Annotated in this window: 14 protein-coding genes; 5 read left to right on the top strand and 9 right to left on the bottom strand. The window is 70.3% G+C overall.

The annotated features are described in order from the left end of the window. The first annotated feature begins 4 nt into the window (after positions 1–4). The 3 genes from ALI22I_RS43340 to ALI22I_RS54950 all read left to right on the top strand — a co-directional run bounded on the left by ALI22I_RS43340 (position 5) and on the right by ALI22I_RS54950 (position 1,033). The gene (locus ALI22I_RS43340) at positions 5–586 is read left to right on the top strand and encodes a GNAT family N-acetyltransferase (RefSeq protein WP_077012031.1); all 582 of its coding nucleotides are present in this window, start codon (positions 5–7) and stop codon (positions 584–586) included. Positions 587–593: 7 nt separating this feature from the next. Further along, positions 594–833: a hypothetical protein gene (locus ALI22I_RS43335; protein ID WP_077011408.1), complete on the top strand. Its 240-nt coding sequence runs from the start codon at positions 594–596 to the stop codon at positions 831–833. Positions 834–898: 65 nt separating this feature from the next. Next, on the top strand, positions 899–1,033 hold the full coding sequence (locus ALI22I_RS54950) for a hypothetical protein (RefSeq protein ID WP_274523052.1): 135 nt from the start codon (positions 899–901) through the stop codon (positions 1,031–1,033). Here the strand turns inward: ALI22I_RS54950 and ALI22I_RS43330 are convergent. The 8 genes from ALI22I_RS43330 to ALI22I_RS43295 all read right to left on the bottom strand — a co-directional run bounded on the left by ALI22I_RS43330 (position 1,008) and on the right by ALI22I_RS43295 (position 9,490). Next, positions 1,008–2,051, bottom strand: a complete 1,044-nt coding sequence (locus ALI22I_RS43330; RefSeq protein WP_077012030.1) for a GDSL-type esterase/lipase family protein — start codon at positions 2,049–2,051, stop codon at positions 1,008–1,010. The two genes, ALI22I_RS54950 and ALI22I_RS43330, sit on opposite strands and share 26 nt — an antisense overlap. A gap of 6 nt (positions 2,052–2,057) precedes the next feature. After that, positions 2,058–2,702: an ABC transporter ATP-binding protein gene (locus ALI22I_RS43325; RefSeq protein WP_077011407.1), complete on the bottom strand. Its 645-nt coding sequence runs from the start codon at positions 2,700–2,702 to the stop codon at positions 2,058–2,060. Beyond that, positions 2,699–3,364, bottom strand: coding sequence for an ABC transporter ATP-binding protein (locus ALI22I_RS43320; protein WP_083752447.1), 666 nt, complete (start codon positions 3,362–3,364; stop codon positions 2,699–2,701). The genes ALI22I_RS43325 and ALI22I_RS43320 overlap by 4 nt, the downstream gene beginning before the upstream one ends. After that, on the bottom strand, positions 3,357–5,825 hold the full coding sequence (locus ALI22I_RS43315) for an ABC transporter permease (protein ID WP_143532741.1): 2,469 nt from the start codon (positions 5,823–5,825) through the stop codon (positions 3,357–3,359). Before ALI22I_RS43315 ends, ALI22I_RS43320 begins: the two co-directional genes overlap by 8 nt. 147 nt (positions 5,826–5,972) lie before the next feature. Further along, complete coding sequence (locus ALI22I_RS43310) at positions 5,973–6,161, bottom strand: DUF3072 domain-containing protein (RefSeq protein ID WP_143532801.1); 189 nt, start codon at positions 6,159–6,161, stop codon at positions 5,973–5,975. A 146-nt stretch (positions 6,162–6,307) separates the two neighbouring features. Continuing rightward, positions 6,308–7,810, bottom strand: a complete 1,503-nt coding sequence (metG, locus tag ALI22I_RS43305) for a methionine--tRNA ligase (RefSeq protein ID WP_077011405.1) — start codon at positions 7,808–7,810, stop codon at positions 6,308–6,310. A 185-nt stretch (positions 7,811–7,995) separates the two neighbouring features. Continuing rightward, complete coding sequence (locus ALI22I_RS43300; RefSeq protein ID WP_077011404.1) at positions 7,996–8,766, bottom strand: hypothetical protein; 771 nt, start codon at positions 8,764–8,766, stop codon at positions 7,996–7,998. Between the two features lie 103 nt (positions 8,767–8,869). Then, entirely contained in the window at positions 8,870–9,490 is a 621-nt protein-coding gene (locus tag ALI22I_RS43295; RefSeq protein ID WP_077011403.1) for an L-threonylcarbamoyladenylate synthase, read from the bottom strand. A 435-nt stretch (positions 9,491–9,925) separates the two neighbouring features. Here ALI22I_RS43295 and ALI22I_RS43290 point away from each other — a divergent pair, with 435 nt between their 5' ends. Next, entirely contained in the window at positions 9,926–11,026 is a 1,101-nt protein-coding gene (locus tag ALI22I_RS43290; RefSeq protein WP_143532740.1) for a hypothetical protein, read from the top strand. Positions 11,027–11,228: 202 nt separating this feature from the next. On the opposite strand, the gene dctA is transcribed toward ALI22I_RS43290, so the two are convergent. Next, positions 11,229–12,611 (bottom strand): C4-dicarboxylate transporter DctA, encoded by a 1,383-nt coding sequence (dctA, locus tag ALI22I_RS43285; protein WP_179118544.1) that lies wholly within the window; start codon positions 12,609–12,611, stop codon positions 11,229–11,231. A gap of 232 nt (positions 12,612–12,843) precedes the next feature. Here dctA and ALI22I_RS43280 point away from each other — a divergent pair, with 232 nt between their 5' ends. Next, positions 12,844–13,656: a siderophore-interacting protein gene (locus tag ALI22I_RS43280; protein WP_077011401.1), complete on the top strand. Its 813-nt coding sequence runs from the start codon at positions 12,844–12,846 to the stop codon at positions 13,654–13,656. Positions 13,657–14,004: the final 348 nt, after the last annotated feature.

Below are 14,004 nucleotides of genomic sequence, written 5' to 3'. Positions count from 1 at the left end.
CAGCGTGAGCAAGCCCGATTTCCCCATTCGAACCCGGCGGCTGACGCTGCGCCCGTTCACTCTCGACGACCACGCCGCGCTGCAGTCGTGGCAGTCACGCCCGGACGTCGTGCGTTACCTCTACGGCGACGTCCGCACGCCCGAGGACACCAGCGAGAGACTGGCTCGGGACATGTCGGTGACGTGGCCGGAGAAGGAGGGCGAGAACCTCGCGCTGGCCGTGGAGAAGGATGGCGAGGTCATCGGTGAGGTGGTGCTCAAGTACCGCAGCGAGGCGCACCGGCAGGGCGAGGTCGGCTACACCTTCCACCCCGACCACCACGGCAACGGGTACGCCACCGAAGCCGCCGCCGCGATGATCGACCTGGGCTTCAAGAACCTGGGCCTGCACCGGATCGTGGCGTCGTGCGACGCGTTCAACGAGCCGTCGTGGCGGGTGATGGAACGGCTGGGCATGCGCCGCGAAGCCCACTTCCGGCACAACGAGATCTTCAAGGGCGCGTGGGGCGAGGAGTTGATCTACGCCATCCTGGAGGACGAGTGGCACCGGATGGCGGACAGCCCGTGGGGGCCGGGCGGCGCATGATGTCCCGATGTACGAGTTCACCGTGGACAGCGGCGCCTACGAGCGGTGGTTGGCCGAACACCAGGACCAGTTCGTGGTCAACGCCGAGCGCAGCCTGAACCCGGACAACCTGATGCTGCACAGAGCGAGCCGCCACGCCATCAACGGCACACCGGCCCGCGGCACGACGTGGGTCGGCAGCTACATCAAGATCGTCGGCACCCGGCACGAACTGGAAACCGGACACCCGACCGCCACCCGGCGCTGACGTTCACCGCACCGTGGAGCGCGGCCGAGGTCGAGCACACCGCACCCTCGGCCGCCTACCTGACGATGCTCGCGTTCGGCCTGGCCGAGGCGCACCGGTGGACGGCCGAACGGATCGCCGCCTACCTCGCCCGCCGCACGCCGTTCTGGACGGCGGCCGAGATCGAGGTCCTGGTCAGTCCCGCGCCACGACCGCGCTGAGGTTCCCGTCGTCCCCGGCGACGCACGACGCCTCCGGCTCCGACGTGGCCAGGAATTCCGTCATGCACCGACCGAACTGCTCGTACCCCCGGTCGTTGGGGTGGAACGACTCCTGCAACGCGTGCCGGGCCCGCACCTCGTCCCGCAGGCCGTCGAAGTCGACCGTGAGCCGGGTGAACCACTCGTCCTCGGGCTTCTGCCCGCCCATGCACGCCTCGCGCTTCTCACCGGCCTGCGACAGGTCGAGGAACCGCGCCTCCACGGCCTTCGCCGCCGACCGCAGGCCGTCCGACAGCTGTTCGACCGCCGTGTCCCGCACCCACTCCAGATCACCCGTGCGCAGCGGACAGCCCGCCAGGTTCTGCAGGTCGAACGGCAGCCCCGGCGCGACCGGCGCCGCGTAGGACTGGAGGACCAGCGTGTACGAGCGGGGCGTGTAGCCCTCGTCCTGCAATACCCGGCGGATGTCGCGCAGCGCGCGCTCCACCTTGGGCACCATCCGCTCGACGCGGGCCTTCCACTCGTCGGCCATGGTCCGAGCGCAGTCGGTGCGGCGCTCGATCCACGCCCGCAGGCACGCGCCCAGCACGTCGGCGAACCGCGGGTCGTCGTTCGCGCCCACCGCGACCACGACCACCGACACCCGGTACTCGCGTGCGATCGCGGCCAGCTGCCTGGCCTGCGAGCCCTCGGTGTTGCGGACCTGGTCGGTGACGCCGACCTGCTCCGAGTTCGCGCCCGAACAGGCCAGGTTGAACACCCGGTCCACGCCCGCGACCCGCGTCTTGTGCACCGAGGCCTTCAACGACCGGTGGCACCAGTTGCCGTTCTCGCCGTCCGTGCCCGGCTCGTAGGTGCCCGCGCCCTCACCGGACATGGTGCTGTCGCCGAGCGCCACGATCGCCCGCGGGGCGTCGCGCTTGGGGCCCGGCATAGTCGGGTACGGCGAGTCGCTGACCACCACCAACAGGGCGAGCAGCGAGAAGACCAGGGTGACGGCTACTGATCGGCGCAACATCGGCACCTATCCTACGGAGATCCGCCCGCCGCTGAGCACCAGCGTGCGGTCAGCCGCCCGGTGCACCTCGTCGTGGTGGGTGGCGATCAGCACGGCCGCGCCCGCGTCGGCCGCCCGCCGCAACACCCGCACCGCCGTCGGGGCGCTGCGCTGGTCGAGGTGCGCGGTGGGTTCGTCGGCCAGCAGCACCTTCGGCGAGCCGACCACGGCACGCGCCAACGCGGCCCGCTGCTGCTGCCCGTACGACACCTCGGCGGGGTACCGGTCGGCGAGTTCCCCGACGCCCAGCTCCGCCAGCAACTCCATCACCCGAGTGAGTGACCCGCCGGTGCGGCCGAGCCGGATCGGCAGCGCCACGTTCTCCGCCAGCGTCAGTTCACCGGCCAGGCCCATCGCCTGCGGCAGCAGCGCGCACACCTTCCACGACGGCGCCGCAGTCAGCACCTCGCCGCACATCTCCACCGTCCCCGCGTCGGCCCGGTCGAACCCCGCCAGCACGGCCAGCAGCGCGCTCTTGCCCGACCCGGACGGGCCGGACAGTGTCACCAGCTCACCGGCCGCCACCTCCAGGTCCACCCCGCGCAGCACGTGCACCGGGCCGCCGGCGTGCCGGAACGTCCGCTCGATCCCCGCCGCCCGCAACGCCGTCATGCCGCCAACACCCCGTTCCGCAGGTCGAACCTGGTGTCCGCCAACGCGATCAGCCTCGGGTCGTGCGAGGCGACGACCACCGGCACACCCCGCCGCGCCAGGTCGGCCAACGTCTCCAGCACCAGGTCCGCCGAGGACGTGTCCAGCTGCGAGGTCGGCTCGTCGGCCAGCACGACCGTCGCCTGCCGCGCCAACGCGCACCCGAACGCCAGCCGCTGCTGCTGCCCACCCGACATCGCCGACACCTTCCAGGTGGCCGTGCCGGGCAGCCCCAACTGCTCCAGCAACTCCTCCACCGGCGCGTGCCGACCCGCCGCCTGCGCCGCGGCCCGCAGGTTGTCGCCCACGTCCAGGTGCCCGATCAGGTTGTCCGCCGGGTTCTGGAACACCAGCGCGATCTCCCGCCGCCGCAGCTTCCGCCGAGCCCGTGACGACAGCCGCGCCGTGCCCGTGCCGCGCAGCTCCACACCACCCGCCGTGGGCCGCTCCACCAGGCTCAGCACCCGCAGCAACGTCGACTTGCCCGACCCGGACGGCCCCGCCAGCACGGTCATCCCCGACGCGGGCACGTCCAGCGTCACGCCCGACACCGCCGTCACCGCCCCGGCGGGCGTGCGGTACTCCACACCCACCTCGCTCAGCCGCAACACGTGCTCAGCCACGGATCAACTCCCCGATTTTCGCCGAACGCACCGAGCGCACCGCGATCCACGCCGCCACCAGCACCACCAGCACGCTGCCCGCCACCGTCGTCACCAGGATCGGCAGGACGTTCGGGACTTCCGGTGCCGGGGTCAGGCGGGGTGCGGGATCGAGCTTGGGCACGGTGAAACCGGTGCTCACCGCGCTGGCGGATATCCCGACGACGACCGCCGCGGCGGCCACGGCGCCCAGTTCCAGCAGGTGGCTGCGCAGCATCGCGGCCGGTCCCAGACCCATCCGGGCGCTGAACGCGCCGGACAGCGCGTTCTGCCGCCGCCGCACCTCGACCGCCAGCAGCAGTGCGATCGCGGCCACCACGGCGAGCACCGCGCCGAGCGCCGTGACGAACCCGAACGTCCACTGGATCGTCAGGAACGGCAGGCCCCGCACCGCCTTCGACCTCTCGCCGACGTTGCGGAACTTCACGCCGGCCGCCGCCAACGCCTCGGTCAGCTCGCCCAGCGGCTTCCGCGACCACACGTACCAGGAGCCGACGTCCTTGCGGTCCTCGATCCGGTCGACCGGCACGACCCAGCCGGACCGGCCGAGCTTCGGGAACGACGGCACCCACGCCGTCGGGTTCACCGGCGGCAGGCCCGGCAGCCGGACTTCGCGGCGCGGCACGTTGCCGACCCGCAGCGGCTCGTTCAGCAGCGCCGGGTCGATCTCGAACGGGAACGCGCCGTCGCGGAACGTCTTCGGGTCCACCACCAGGGCGGTGCGGTCGTGCTGCTCGACGTAGCCGACGATGGCGGAGTCACCGCGCAACGAGGCCGGCAGCTCGGTGGTGTCCGGCTTGATCTGGGCGAAGCTGTTCGCGCCGGTGTACATGCCGGATTTCACGTCCAGCGCGGTCTTCTGCGACCCCGCGATGGCGGTGCCGACCGCGATGGTGCCGATCGCCAGTACGCCCACCAGCAGCACGCCGGTCACCGGCCCGGAGGCGGCGGCGAGCCGGCGGATGGCCAACTGCGCGACCGGCTTGGACCACAACCTCGCCCGGTGCGACGCGGCCAGCGCCCACCGCGCCAACCGGACCGTCACCAACGCCGCGGTGAGCACGACGAGCAGCGGGAACGCCAGAGCGGCGGCGTCGATGCGCGGCAGCCCGCCGATCTCCGTCGTGGTGGACAGACCGCTGTGCTGCACCCGGTTCCACGCCCACGCCGCGAGCGCGGCGGTGGCCAGTTCCCACGGCAGGGCGGTCAGCACCTTGCGCAGCCGGTTGCCGCGGTTCGCGACCTGGAACAGCCGGTGCGTGCGCAGTGCGCCGGTGGCGAACGTGACCGCGATGCTCAGCACCACGACCACCAGCACGGCCAGCGCCGCCATCGACCCGGTGCCCGGCGGCAGCGCGTCCGACGGCGCGTAGACGGGAAGGAGCAGGCGAGCCGTGCCCAACCCGGCCGCGCCGCCGACCACCAGCGGCAGGCCCAGTTCCAGCACGCCGCGACCGCCCAGCGCGAACGGGCCGGAGCCGCGCACCCAGAGCAACCGCAGTTCGTGCTGGCGGCGTTGCGCCCACTGGACGGTCACCGTGGCGATGCCGGCGAGGCCGATGAGCAGGCTGATCAAGGTGAGCGGGAGGACGGCGGAGCGGACGTTCCGCACGGTCTGGGCGGCGTTCTCCACCGGTAGGACCAGCGGTGACATCTCGCGGTTGAACCCGCCACGGATCGGGGCGATGCGGGCGGTGCCCTCGGTGAGCAGGGCCTGGGCCTGGTCGATCGTGCGCGGCGCGGCGGCGGGGAAGCGCACGGTGATGTCGGTGTCGTCAGCGGCCTCCGGCGGCAGCTCGGCGAACGACTCGGCGCTGGGCATCCACACCACGGCGGTCGCGAGTTCGTCGCGGTCCAGCACGTTGGGCACGACGAAGTGGCGTTCCGAGCACCACCACTCGGGCAGCGGGTCGATCACGTCGGCGTAGATCGCGGTGACCGGCGGCAGCCGCCCGCCCAGGCCGCGCTTGCCCAGTTGCAGATCGGTGGTGGCGGCGATGCTCTGCGGCACCCAGAGGCCGTCCTTCGAACCGCCCTGGAGCACCTTCAGGTGGTCGGTGGCGCCGGGCCGGTAGCCGAACTTGGCCTCGGTCGGCCTACCGCCGAAGTCGACCCTCTTCTCCCGCGTGTAGGTGCCGATCAACGGCCGCTTGTCCGGCACCGCGGCGGTGATCTCCCGCACGACCTCGGCGACGTGCTGGTGCGGGACCGCCCCGACCCCCGTGGCCTCCAGCGACGGGTGCAACGCCTCCTTGCACAACCGGTTCTGCTGGTAGTCGATCGCAGCGCTGCCGGAAGCGGCCGAGTGCATGGTGGCGGCGGCCACGACGAAGCTGAGCAACAGCGCGGTGACCACGCTGACCAGCAGCGTCAACGGGCTGGACAGGGCAGCGCGGGGTGCGGCTCTCCACGGGATCTGCACCAGCGAACGGTAACCGCCGGTTCGTCAACGCCGGAGCGTTTTCATGAACACCGTTCACTGACCTGACAACGTCCTGACAACGCCGTTCGTTGTCCGAAAACGCGCCGTCCGGATCGGACAACCGGCTGGCGTCGTGCTACGCCGAGATCACTTGCCGCGGCCGGTCTGCTCCTGCAACCGGTCGATCAGCTGCGAGGCCTCGACCTTGGTCAACCCCTCGGGCACCTCCTCGCCCGCCTCCTGCGCCAACGTGTGCAGGTAGGACTCCTGCGGACCGGTCATCGGCTCGTCGCCCGTCGTCCAGTCCTGCGGATCTTTCTCCGGGTTCCGGTTCACCTCGGTCTCCCTTCCGTCGAACGCGCGTTCGAGGTACCCGCTCCGGCGGCCGGTCAACCACCTTCGGTCCCTCGGTGGCCGCGATGTGATCCAGTCCAATTTTTCGACGCTGTGGATCGCGATGGCAGCAGGCCTGCCTGACTGAGTCACAGCCTGGGGAACAGGACCTGTGGCAGGGGGAGTTGGCCTGCGAGCGAGATGCACTGCGTGGAGATTTGTGCGGCCAACGCGGGCAGGAACGGCGTGAGCTGGGTGGCCAGGACTCGGCACGCCGTCAGCAGGGCGGTGATGACGGCGTCCAGCCGTTTGCCCGCCTCGGCGTCACCGCCGCGTTCGGCGCGGGACAGTTCCCACGGGCGCACCTGCTCGACGTAGCGGTTGGCCTCCTCGACGATCCGCCACACGGCCGCCGTCGCCCGTCTGAAGTCGAAGTCGGTGAGGGCTTCGTGGACGAGATCGGGCGCGTCACGGCACGCCGCGTCGAGCCGTTCCGCTTCCTTGTCGGGCTCGGTGGCGACGGGTGGTCGTCCGTCGCGGTAGCGGTGGACGATGACGGTCACCCGGTTGACCAGGTTGCCCAGGCCGTTGGCCAGGTCCTCGTTCGCGCGGGCGACGAGTCGGGCGACGGTGAAATCGGCGTCACCCACGCGCGGCACCTCGCGCAGCAGCCACCACCGCACCGCGTCGGAGCCGTACCGGTCGGCCAACTCGGTCGGGTCGACGGCGTCACCGGCCGATTTGCTGATCTTGCGGCCGTCGGTGGTGAGGTAGTCGTGCACCAGGACGTCGGTCGGCAGCGGCTCGCCGGCGGACAGCAGCATGGCGGGCCAGTACACGGCGTGGAAGCGCACTACGCCCTTGCCGATCACGTGCGCGCGCCGGTCGCTCTCCACCCACCAACGCCGGTAGTTCGAACTGTCCGTGCCGTAGCCGAGACTGCTGATGTAGTTGCCCAGCGCGTCCCACCACACGTAGACGACCTGGTCCGGGTCGCCCGGCACGGGGATGCCCCAGCCGTGGGCGCGGGCGCGTGATCGGGAGATGCTGAAGTCACGCAGCCCGGAGGCGATGAACCCGAGGACCTCGTTGCGGCGCGCGGCGGGCTCGATCCGGATCACGTTGCTGCTGATCAGGTCGTGGAGTCGGTCCTGGTAGCGGGAGAGGCGGAAGAACCAGTTCTCCTCGGCCACGAGCTGCGGCTCCACGTCGTGCTCGGGGCACTTGCCGTCCACCAGTTCGGCGGGCGGGTAGAACTGCTCGCAGCCCACGCAGTACAGGCCCTCGTAGTGCGTGCGGTAGAGGTCGCCGGCGTCCGCGCAGGCCCGCCAGAGCCGTTCGACGCCGGACCGGTGCCTGGCGTCGCGGCTCGTGCGGATGAAATCGGAGAACGACAACGCCAACGGGTCGCGCAGCGCGGCGAACGCCGCCGAGTTGCGGTCGACCAGCTCCTCCGGCGACAGCCCTTCCGCCTCGGCGGCCAGCACGTTCTTCAGCGAGTTGTCGTCGGTGCCGGTCAGGAACCGCACGCGGTCGCCGTGCAGGCGGTGGTGCCGGGCCAGCACGTCGGCCTGCACCAGCTCCAGCGCGTGCCCCAGGTGCGGGCGCGCGTTGACGTACGGGATGGCGGTGGTCACGTAGAAGCGCGACATCGGAACCTCCTGGTGCGGGGGCTCCCAGCGCTGAGGCCCCAGGGGTGAGGGGCCTCGGACTTCCGTCATCCGTCCAGCATCGGCAGGCCCGCGTGGCGGGGCACCATGGCCGAGGACGACGAGGACATGGCGGCGACGCTAGCAGCGCCGCCGCCCGGCCCGCGCCTGGTTTTTCGCGGTTGGAGCTAGCAGCCGATGCGGTCGGCGCCCAACGCGATGTCGTCCATCCAGATGTCGTAGCTGCCGTCGTTCGGCTGGTAGAGCTGCCAGCCGAGCTTGACCGTGTCGAACTTCGGGAACAGGAAGTCGACCTGGTTGCCGCCGTGCTCACGGGTGGAGACGGTCAGGTCCGGATTGGGCACGCCGTCGAACCACAGCGTGATCCGGTTGTCGGAGGCGTCCATCCGCCACTCGACGCACTGCCACACGTCGTCCTTCGCCGGCGCCGACTCGCGCCAGTTCGTCCAGTCGCCGGTCGGGCCGCCGTCCGCGCCGACACCCGTCAGCACCTTGTCCAGCGTGGGCACGTACTGGCCGCCCAGCGGGCGCACGATCTCCGGGCCGTCGCCGGTGGCCTCGATCAGCGTGTAGTGCGCCCAGTCCGGTTTGGTCGGGTACGCCTCGACCTTGACCCGGACCCGGCCGTAGAAGCTGTTGCCCGGCGCGGCGAAGTCGTCCACCTTGAGGAACGCGCGGCCGTTGCCCTCGGCGCGCACGTGCAGCGTCTTCTGGCCCCTTCGGTCGCGTTCGACCTCCAGCGAGCCGTTCTTGGTGTCGACGCCCCACTTCAGGCTGGTGCCCGCGCCGGTGGGCACGTTCTGGAAGTCCTCGCAGAACAGCAGGCCCGGACGGCAGGTCTTCAGCCGGTGGTCGGCCGGGCCGGAGGCCGCCGCGACCGGGAGGGCGACGAGCGACAGCAGGACGGCGAGGACCGCCGAGGACAACCGTTTCCGCACGGGTGAACTCCTTCTGCGCTGAGGGAGGGGTAGCGTCGAGCTACCCACTCTGGGAACGCTCCCATACCTCAGGGCGGCGCAAAAGTCTTGATCCCTAGGTGATTTACTCGAATCGGGACGGGTCGCCGGCACCGCGCCGGACGACCTCCGGCTCACCCTGCGAGAAGTCGACGACGGTGGTCGGCACGGTGCCGCAGTCGCCCGCGTCCAGCACGGCGTCGACCACGTGGTCCAGCCGCTCCTTGATCTCCCAGCCGTGGGTCAGCGGTTCTTCCTGGTCGGGAAGCAGGAGGGTGCTGGACAGCAACGGCTCGCCCAGTTGCTCCAGCAGCGCCAGCGCCACCGGGTGATCGGGGATGCGCGCGCCGACCGTCTTCTTCTTCGCGTGCATCAACCGGCGTGGGACCTCGGTGGTCGCCGGGAGGATGAACGTGTAGCTGCCCGGCGTCGCCGCCTTGATCGCCCGGAACACCGCGTTGTCCACGTGCACGAACTGCCCCAACTGGGCGAAGTCACGACACATCAGGGTGAAGTGGTGCCGGTCGTCCAGGTGCCGGATCTGCCGGATGCGGTCCAAGCCGGCTTTGTTGCCCAGCTGGCAGCCGAGCGCGTAACAGGAGTCCGTGGGGTAGGCGATCAGGCCGTCCGACTTGATCAGCGCCACCGCCTGATCGATGGACCTGCGCTGCGGATTCACCGGGTGCACGTCGAAGTACCTCGCCATGCCGGGCAGCGTAGTGCCGTTGCTCGAACGGGCGGCAGGCGTGGGTCTGTTTCACTTCCGTCATCACCTCCGTAGCCGACTCCCGCCCTTGACGTTCCGAACGTTCAACTCGCCCATTCCCAACGTTGGACACGCCTGTTCTGAACGTTGGACACGCCTGTTCTGAACGTTGGACACGCCGGGCTTGCCGACCGCGTAAAGGGAACGGGCGTTGATCCCGCGGTGGTCTTTTGTCCAGAAAGGATTCACGTGTGACCCGGGCCATCACACCATCGCGTGGAGGATCTGCACGGTCGGCTCTTGTCGATCATCCTAAGTGGCCACGGTTGGTGGGTGCGGTCAGGATGCGTTCAACACCAGGGAGTCGGACGCGGTGATCCTGCACCGCCCTGGGTGTTTCACGCTTGGTTCACAGTGAAAGCAGAACAACTTCTCATGTCTCGCACGACCGCAGATACACACCCGCCCGCCCACGACCGTGCTCACGGCCCGCTGCCCGTCCACCTCGTCGGCTCACTGCCGCGCCCGCTGTGCGACGACCCCGCCACCGCGATGGACTGGTACCTCCGTCACCGCGGCAACGCCCCGCTGACCGCCCTCCCGTACGACCGCGACCCGCGGTGGATCATCGACTGGCTCACGCACCACCTGGTCTCCCTGCGCGCTCTCGACCAGGTGCGCGGCGGCGAGAGCCGTGGCTACGACGACATGCCGTACTACCGGGTCCGGCCGGGCCACCGGCTGCGCCCCGAGGACGTCGGGCTCGCCCGGCTCGACCAGGCCGAGGCGGCGTTCGCGGCGTTGGAACGGCTGCAAGTACCCGACATGGGTGAACCGCTGCGGGTGCAGGTCGGCATTCCCAACGCGCTCGACCTGGCGCTGTTCGCTTTCGGCTCGGTGGAGGCCGCCCGGGAGTGGATGCCCACCATGCAGGCCGCCGTGCTGGGTGAGGTCGCCGGACTGGCCGCCCGGTGGGGCGATCGGGTGCAACTCCAACTGGAGACGCCCGCCGTGCTCGTGTCCTACAACAGCACCCCGCACCTGGCCTGGCCGTTGCTCACCGTCGAACTCACCCAGCAGGCCGCCGAGATCTTCGCCGCCGCGCCGCACACCCGGTGGGTGCTGCACCTGTGCTACGGCGATCTGGAGCGCGTGCCCGTGTTCACGCCGGTCGACCTGAGCCCGGCCGTGGAATTCCTCAACGGGCTGGCCGACCTGTTGCCCGGACGCGGCGTCCCGATGCCGATCGTGCACCTGCCCGTGGCCAGCGGTAAGAACCCGCCACCCACCAATCCCGTCTTCTTCGACGCGCTGCGGCACCTGCGGCGCGGAGTGGACGTGATCGCGGGTGTGGTGGCCGAGGACCACCCGGACGAGACCCGCGAAGCGCTGCAACTGACCGTGGACGCCCTGGGCGTACCGGTCGTCGGCATCTCCGCGGCCTGCGGGTACGGGCGCCGCACCGAGGACGCCGCTGCCGCGAACCTGGAGCTGGCCGCCCAACTCGCGGCGGAGTGGAGCGGGCGCCCCGTCTGATCGCCGGCAGGTGGGGCCGGACCGCCGCCGGCCTCACCGTTCCGCCACCGGCCCCCGCCGGTGACGGAACCCGGTGAACTCGACCGCCGCCTGAACGAACCGCGCCCGACCCCGCCGTCGGCGTCCCGACAACGGGATCGCGCCACCTCGACCTGGGAGCGGCCGAGGTGGCGCGACATGGGGGATTACGGTCCTGGTGGTACTACGCCGGCGCCCCGGACAAGGTCGACTCCTCGTCATCCGGTCGGGGCTCGTCCTGGAGGGGCGGGACGTCCTCACCGGCGAGCACGGCGCGCAGCCGGTCCCGGTCCAGCTGGCCTTCCCACCGCGCCACGACCAGCGTCGCGACGCAGTTGCCGAGCAGGTTCACCGACACCCGCATCGAGTCCATGATCCGGTCCGCGCCGAGCAGGATCGCGACCGCGGCCACCGGGATGGCGCCGTGACCGATCGCCGCGATCGTCGCGGACAGCGCGAGGAACGACGAGCCGGGCACACCGGCCATGCCCTTGGACGTCAGCATGAGCACGAGCACCGCGGTGATCTGCTCGCCCAGGCTCAAATCCACGCCGAGCGCCTGCGCCAGGAACAACGTGCAGATCGCCAGGTACAGGGTCGCGCCGTCGAGGTTGAACGAGTAGCCGGTCGGCACCACCAGCCCGGTCGTCGCCCGCGAGCAGCCCGCGTTGGTGAGCTTGGCCATGATCCGCGGCAGCACGACCTCGGTGGACGCCGTGCCGAGCGCGATGAACAGCTCGTCCTTGATGTACCGGACGAACTTCCACAGGCTCACCCCGGCCAGGTACCGCGAGATCGCGGCCAGCACGAGAATGAACAGCGCCGCCGCCAGATAACAGCAGGCGATCAGTTTGCCGTAGTTGCCCAGCGACGCGATCCCGTACTGCCCGACGATGTAGGCCATCGCGCCGAACGCGCCCAACGGCGCCACCCGCATGATCCAGCCGATGATGGTGAAAAAGAGCCGGCTGCCCTGCTCGATGAAGTCGACGACCGCCTGTGAGCGGTCCCGGAGCTTGGCCAGCGCCAGTCCGAACAGCACCGCGAAAAACAGCACCTGGAGCATCGCGTTGTCCGCGAACGCCTTGATGAACGACGTCGGGATGACGTTGACCAGGAACTGGACCGTGCTCGGCAACTCACCGTCGTTGGTCTTCTTGGCAACGGCTTCCGCGCCGGTGGCGAGCGTGGCGGGGTCGATGTCGAACCCGCTGCCCGGCTGCACCAGGTTGCCGACAAGCAGGCCGAACAGCAGCGCGAACGTCGTGACGACCTCGAAGTAGATCAGGGCCTTCACGCCGATGCGGCCGACCGACTTGAGGTCGCCGACGTGCGCGATGCCCAGCACGACCGTGCAGAAGACGATCGGCGCGATCAGCATCTTGATGAGGTTGATGAAAGCATCGGCCAACGGCTTGGCCGCCGCCCCGGCTTTCGGCCACAGCACCGCGACCAGAATGCCCGCCGATATCGCGATCATCAGCTGCACGAACAGCGACCGGTACCACGGCGTTCTGTTGGCGAGTCCCCGCATTTCACTGTTCGGCAGCGCGCCGGCGTTTGGCATGTGGGAAAAATAGGCGCGGCTCGTGGCGAGATCATTTCCGACCGGTTTCCGGTCGATGACGTGGATGATATATGTTCCGCTTCGCGGAATTCGGTGACCAGGTTCACCACCTTACTCGTGGGACACCTCTGGCGGGGGTGGCACGCACCGGGTATGCCGGACGGCCGCGGCCCGCGCCTCACGTACGGTGAAGAGGTCCCTGCGCCGTCGGAGTCACCTAGGAGTACGCGACATGGCCGAACGGTCCCGCGCCCGCGGCAAGAGCGGGCAGGTGATCCGCACGGAGTGGATCGCCCCTCAGATGATCCGCGTGGTGCTCGGTGGTGACGGACTCGCGGAGTTCGCCGTGGGGCCGTACACCGACAGCTACGTCAAGCTCAGCTTCCCCTTGGACGACGTGGTCTACCCCGAGCCGTACGACATCGGCACGATCCGCGACACGATGCCGCGCGACCAGTGGCCCCGGACCCGCACGTACACCGTCCGCAAGTGGGACGCTGAGGCGCGTGAGCTGTGGATCGACTTCGTCACGCACGGCGACTCGGGCGTGGCCGGGCCGTGGGCGGCCAAGGCGCAGCCCGGCGACGTGATCCACTTCGCCGGCCCCGGCGGCGGCTACGCGCCCGACCCGGACGTGGACTGGCACCTGATGGTGGGCGACGAGAGCGCGTGGCCGGCCATCGCGGCGGCCGTGGAGGCGTTGCCCGCGGGTGCTCGGGCGGAGGTGTTCGTCGAGGTCGACGGGCCCGAGGACGAGCAGGCCGTGGACGCGGACGTGGTGTGGGTGCACCGCGCCGGACGGCCGCGAGGCGAGAAGGTCGTCGCGGCGGTGAAGGCGTTGGACTTCCCGGACGGGATCGTCCAGGTCTTCGTGCACGGCGAGGCGAACATGGTCAAGGAGCTGCGCAGGCACCTGAAGGTGGAGCGGGGCATCGCGCGCGAGCAGATGTCGATCTCCGGCTACTGGCGGCTCGGCGCGGACGAGGACGGGTGGCAGTCGACCAAGTCCGACTGGAACCGGCAGGTGGAGCAGGAGCAGGGCTGACGTCAGCGCTGCTGCTCATCGGGGCCGACCAGCCGCACAACGGGCGGTCCGGCCCGATCACGCTGGTCCGGCCGATCGCTGCGGTCCGGCCGATCACGTTGGTCCGGCCCGATCACGCTGGTGGGGCGGTCCGTACGCTGGCGGGGGCGGCCGACTCACGCTGGCGGGGCGGTCCGGCCGATCATGCTGGTGTGGGCCGAGCGGTGGGCGGCGGCGGTTGATCGGCGTGGAAAGCTGGAAAGCTTGGAGCAGGCGATCCGATGTCCAGGTCCTGCCGCGCAGCCGCCTCCTTCTTCCCTACCGGCAACGTCAATGGTGCGCTGAAAGTTTCACGATGACGACCGATTT

Origin of the sequence: Saccharothrix sp. ALI-22-I, assembly GCF_001984175.1 — a bacterium.
Classification (GTDB): Bacteria; Actinomycetota; Actinomycetes; order Mycobacteriales; family Pseudonocardiaceae; genus Actinosynnema.
The sequence above is the reverse complement of the archived record's forward strand: the minus strand, read 5'-3'. Positions and strand labels throughout refer to the sequence as shown.

Excerpts from the sequence above, each read along its gene's own strand:
- ALI22I_RS43295 (WP_077011403.1), bottom strand. The coding sequence starts at position 9,490 with ATGGCGAGGTACTTCGACGTGCACCCGGTGAATCCGCAGCGCAGGTCC.
- ALI22I_RS43280 (WP_077011401.1), top strand. The coding sequence starts at position 12,844 with ATGGCCGAACGGTCCCGCGCCCGCGGCAAGAGCGGGCAGGTGATCCGC.
- ALI22I_RS43290 (WP_143532740.1), top strand. The coding sequence starts at position 9,926 with ATGTCTCGCACGACCGCAGATACACACCCGCCCGCCCACGACCGTGCT.
- dctA (WP_179118544.1), bottom strand. The coding sequence starts at position 12,611 with ATGCCAAACGCCGGCGCGCTGCCGAACAGTGAAATGCGGGGACTCGCC.
- ALI22I_RS43335 (WP_077011408.1), top strand. The coding sequence starts at position 594 with ATGTACGAGTTCACCGTGGACAGCGGCGCCTACGAGCGGTGGTTGGCC.
- ALI22I_RS43325 (WP_077011407.1), bottom strand. The coding sequence starts at position 2,702 with ATGACGGCGTTGCGGGCGGCGGGGATCGAGCGGACGTTCCGGCACGCC.
- ALI22I_RS43330 (WP_077012030.1), bottom strand. The coding sequence starts at position 2,051 with ATGTTGCGCCGATCAGTAGCCGTCACCCTGGTCTTCTCGCTGCTCGCC.
- ALI22I_RS54950 (WP_274523052.1), top strand. The coding sequence starts at position 899 with ATGCTCGCGTTCGGCCTGGCCGAGGCGCACCGGTGGACGGCCGAACGG.
- metG (WP_077011405.1), bottom strand. The coding sequence starts at position 7,810 with ATGTCGCGCTTCTACGTGACCACCGCCATCCCGTACGTCAACGCGCGC.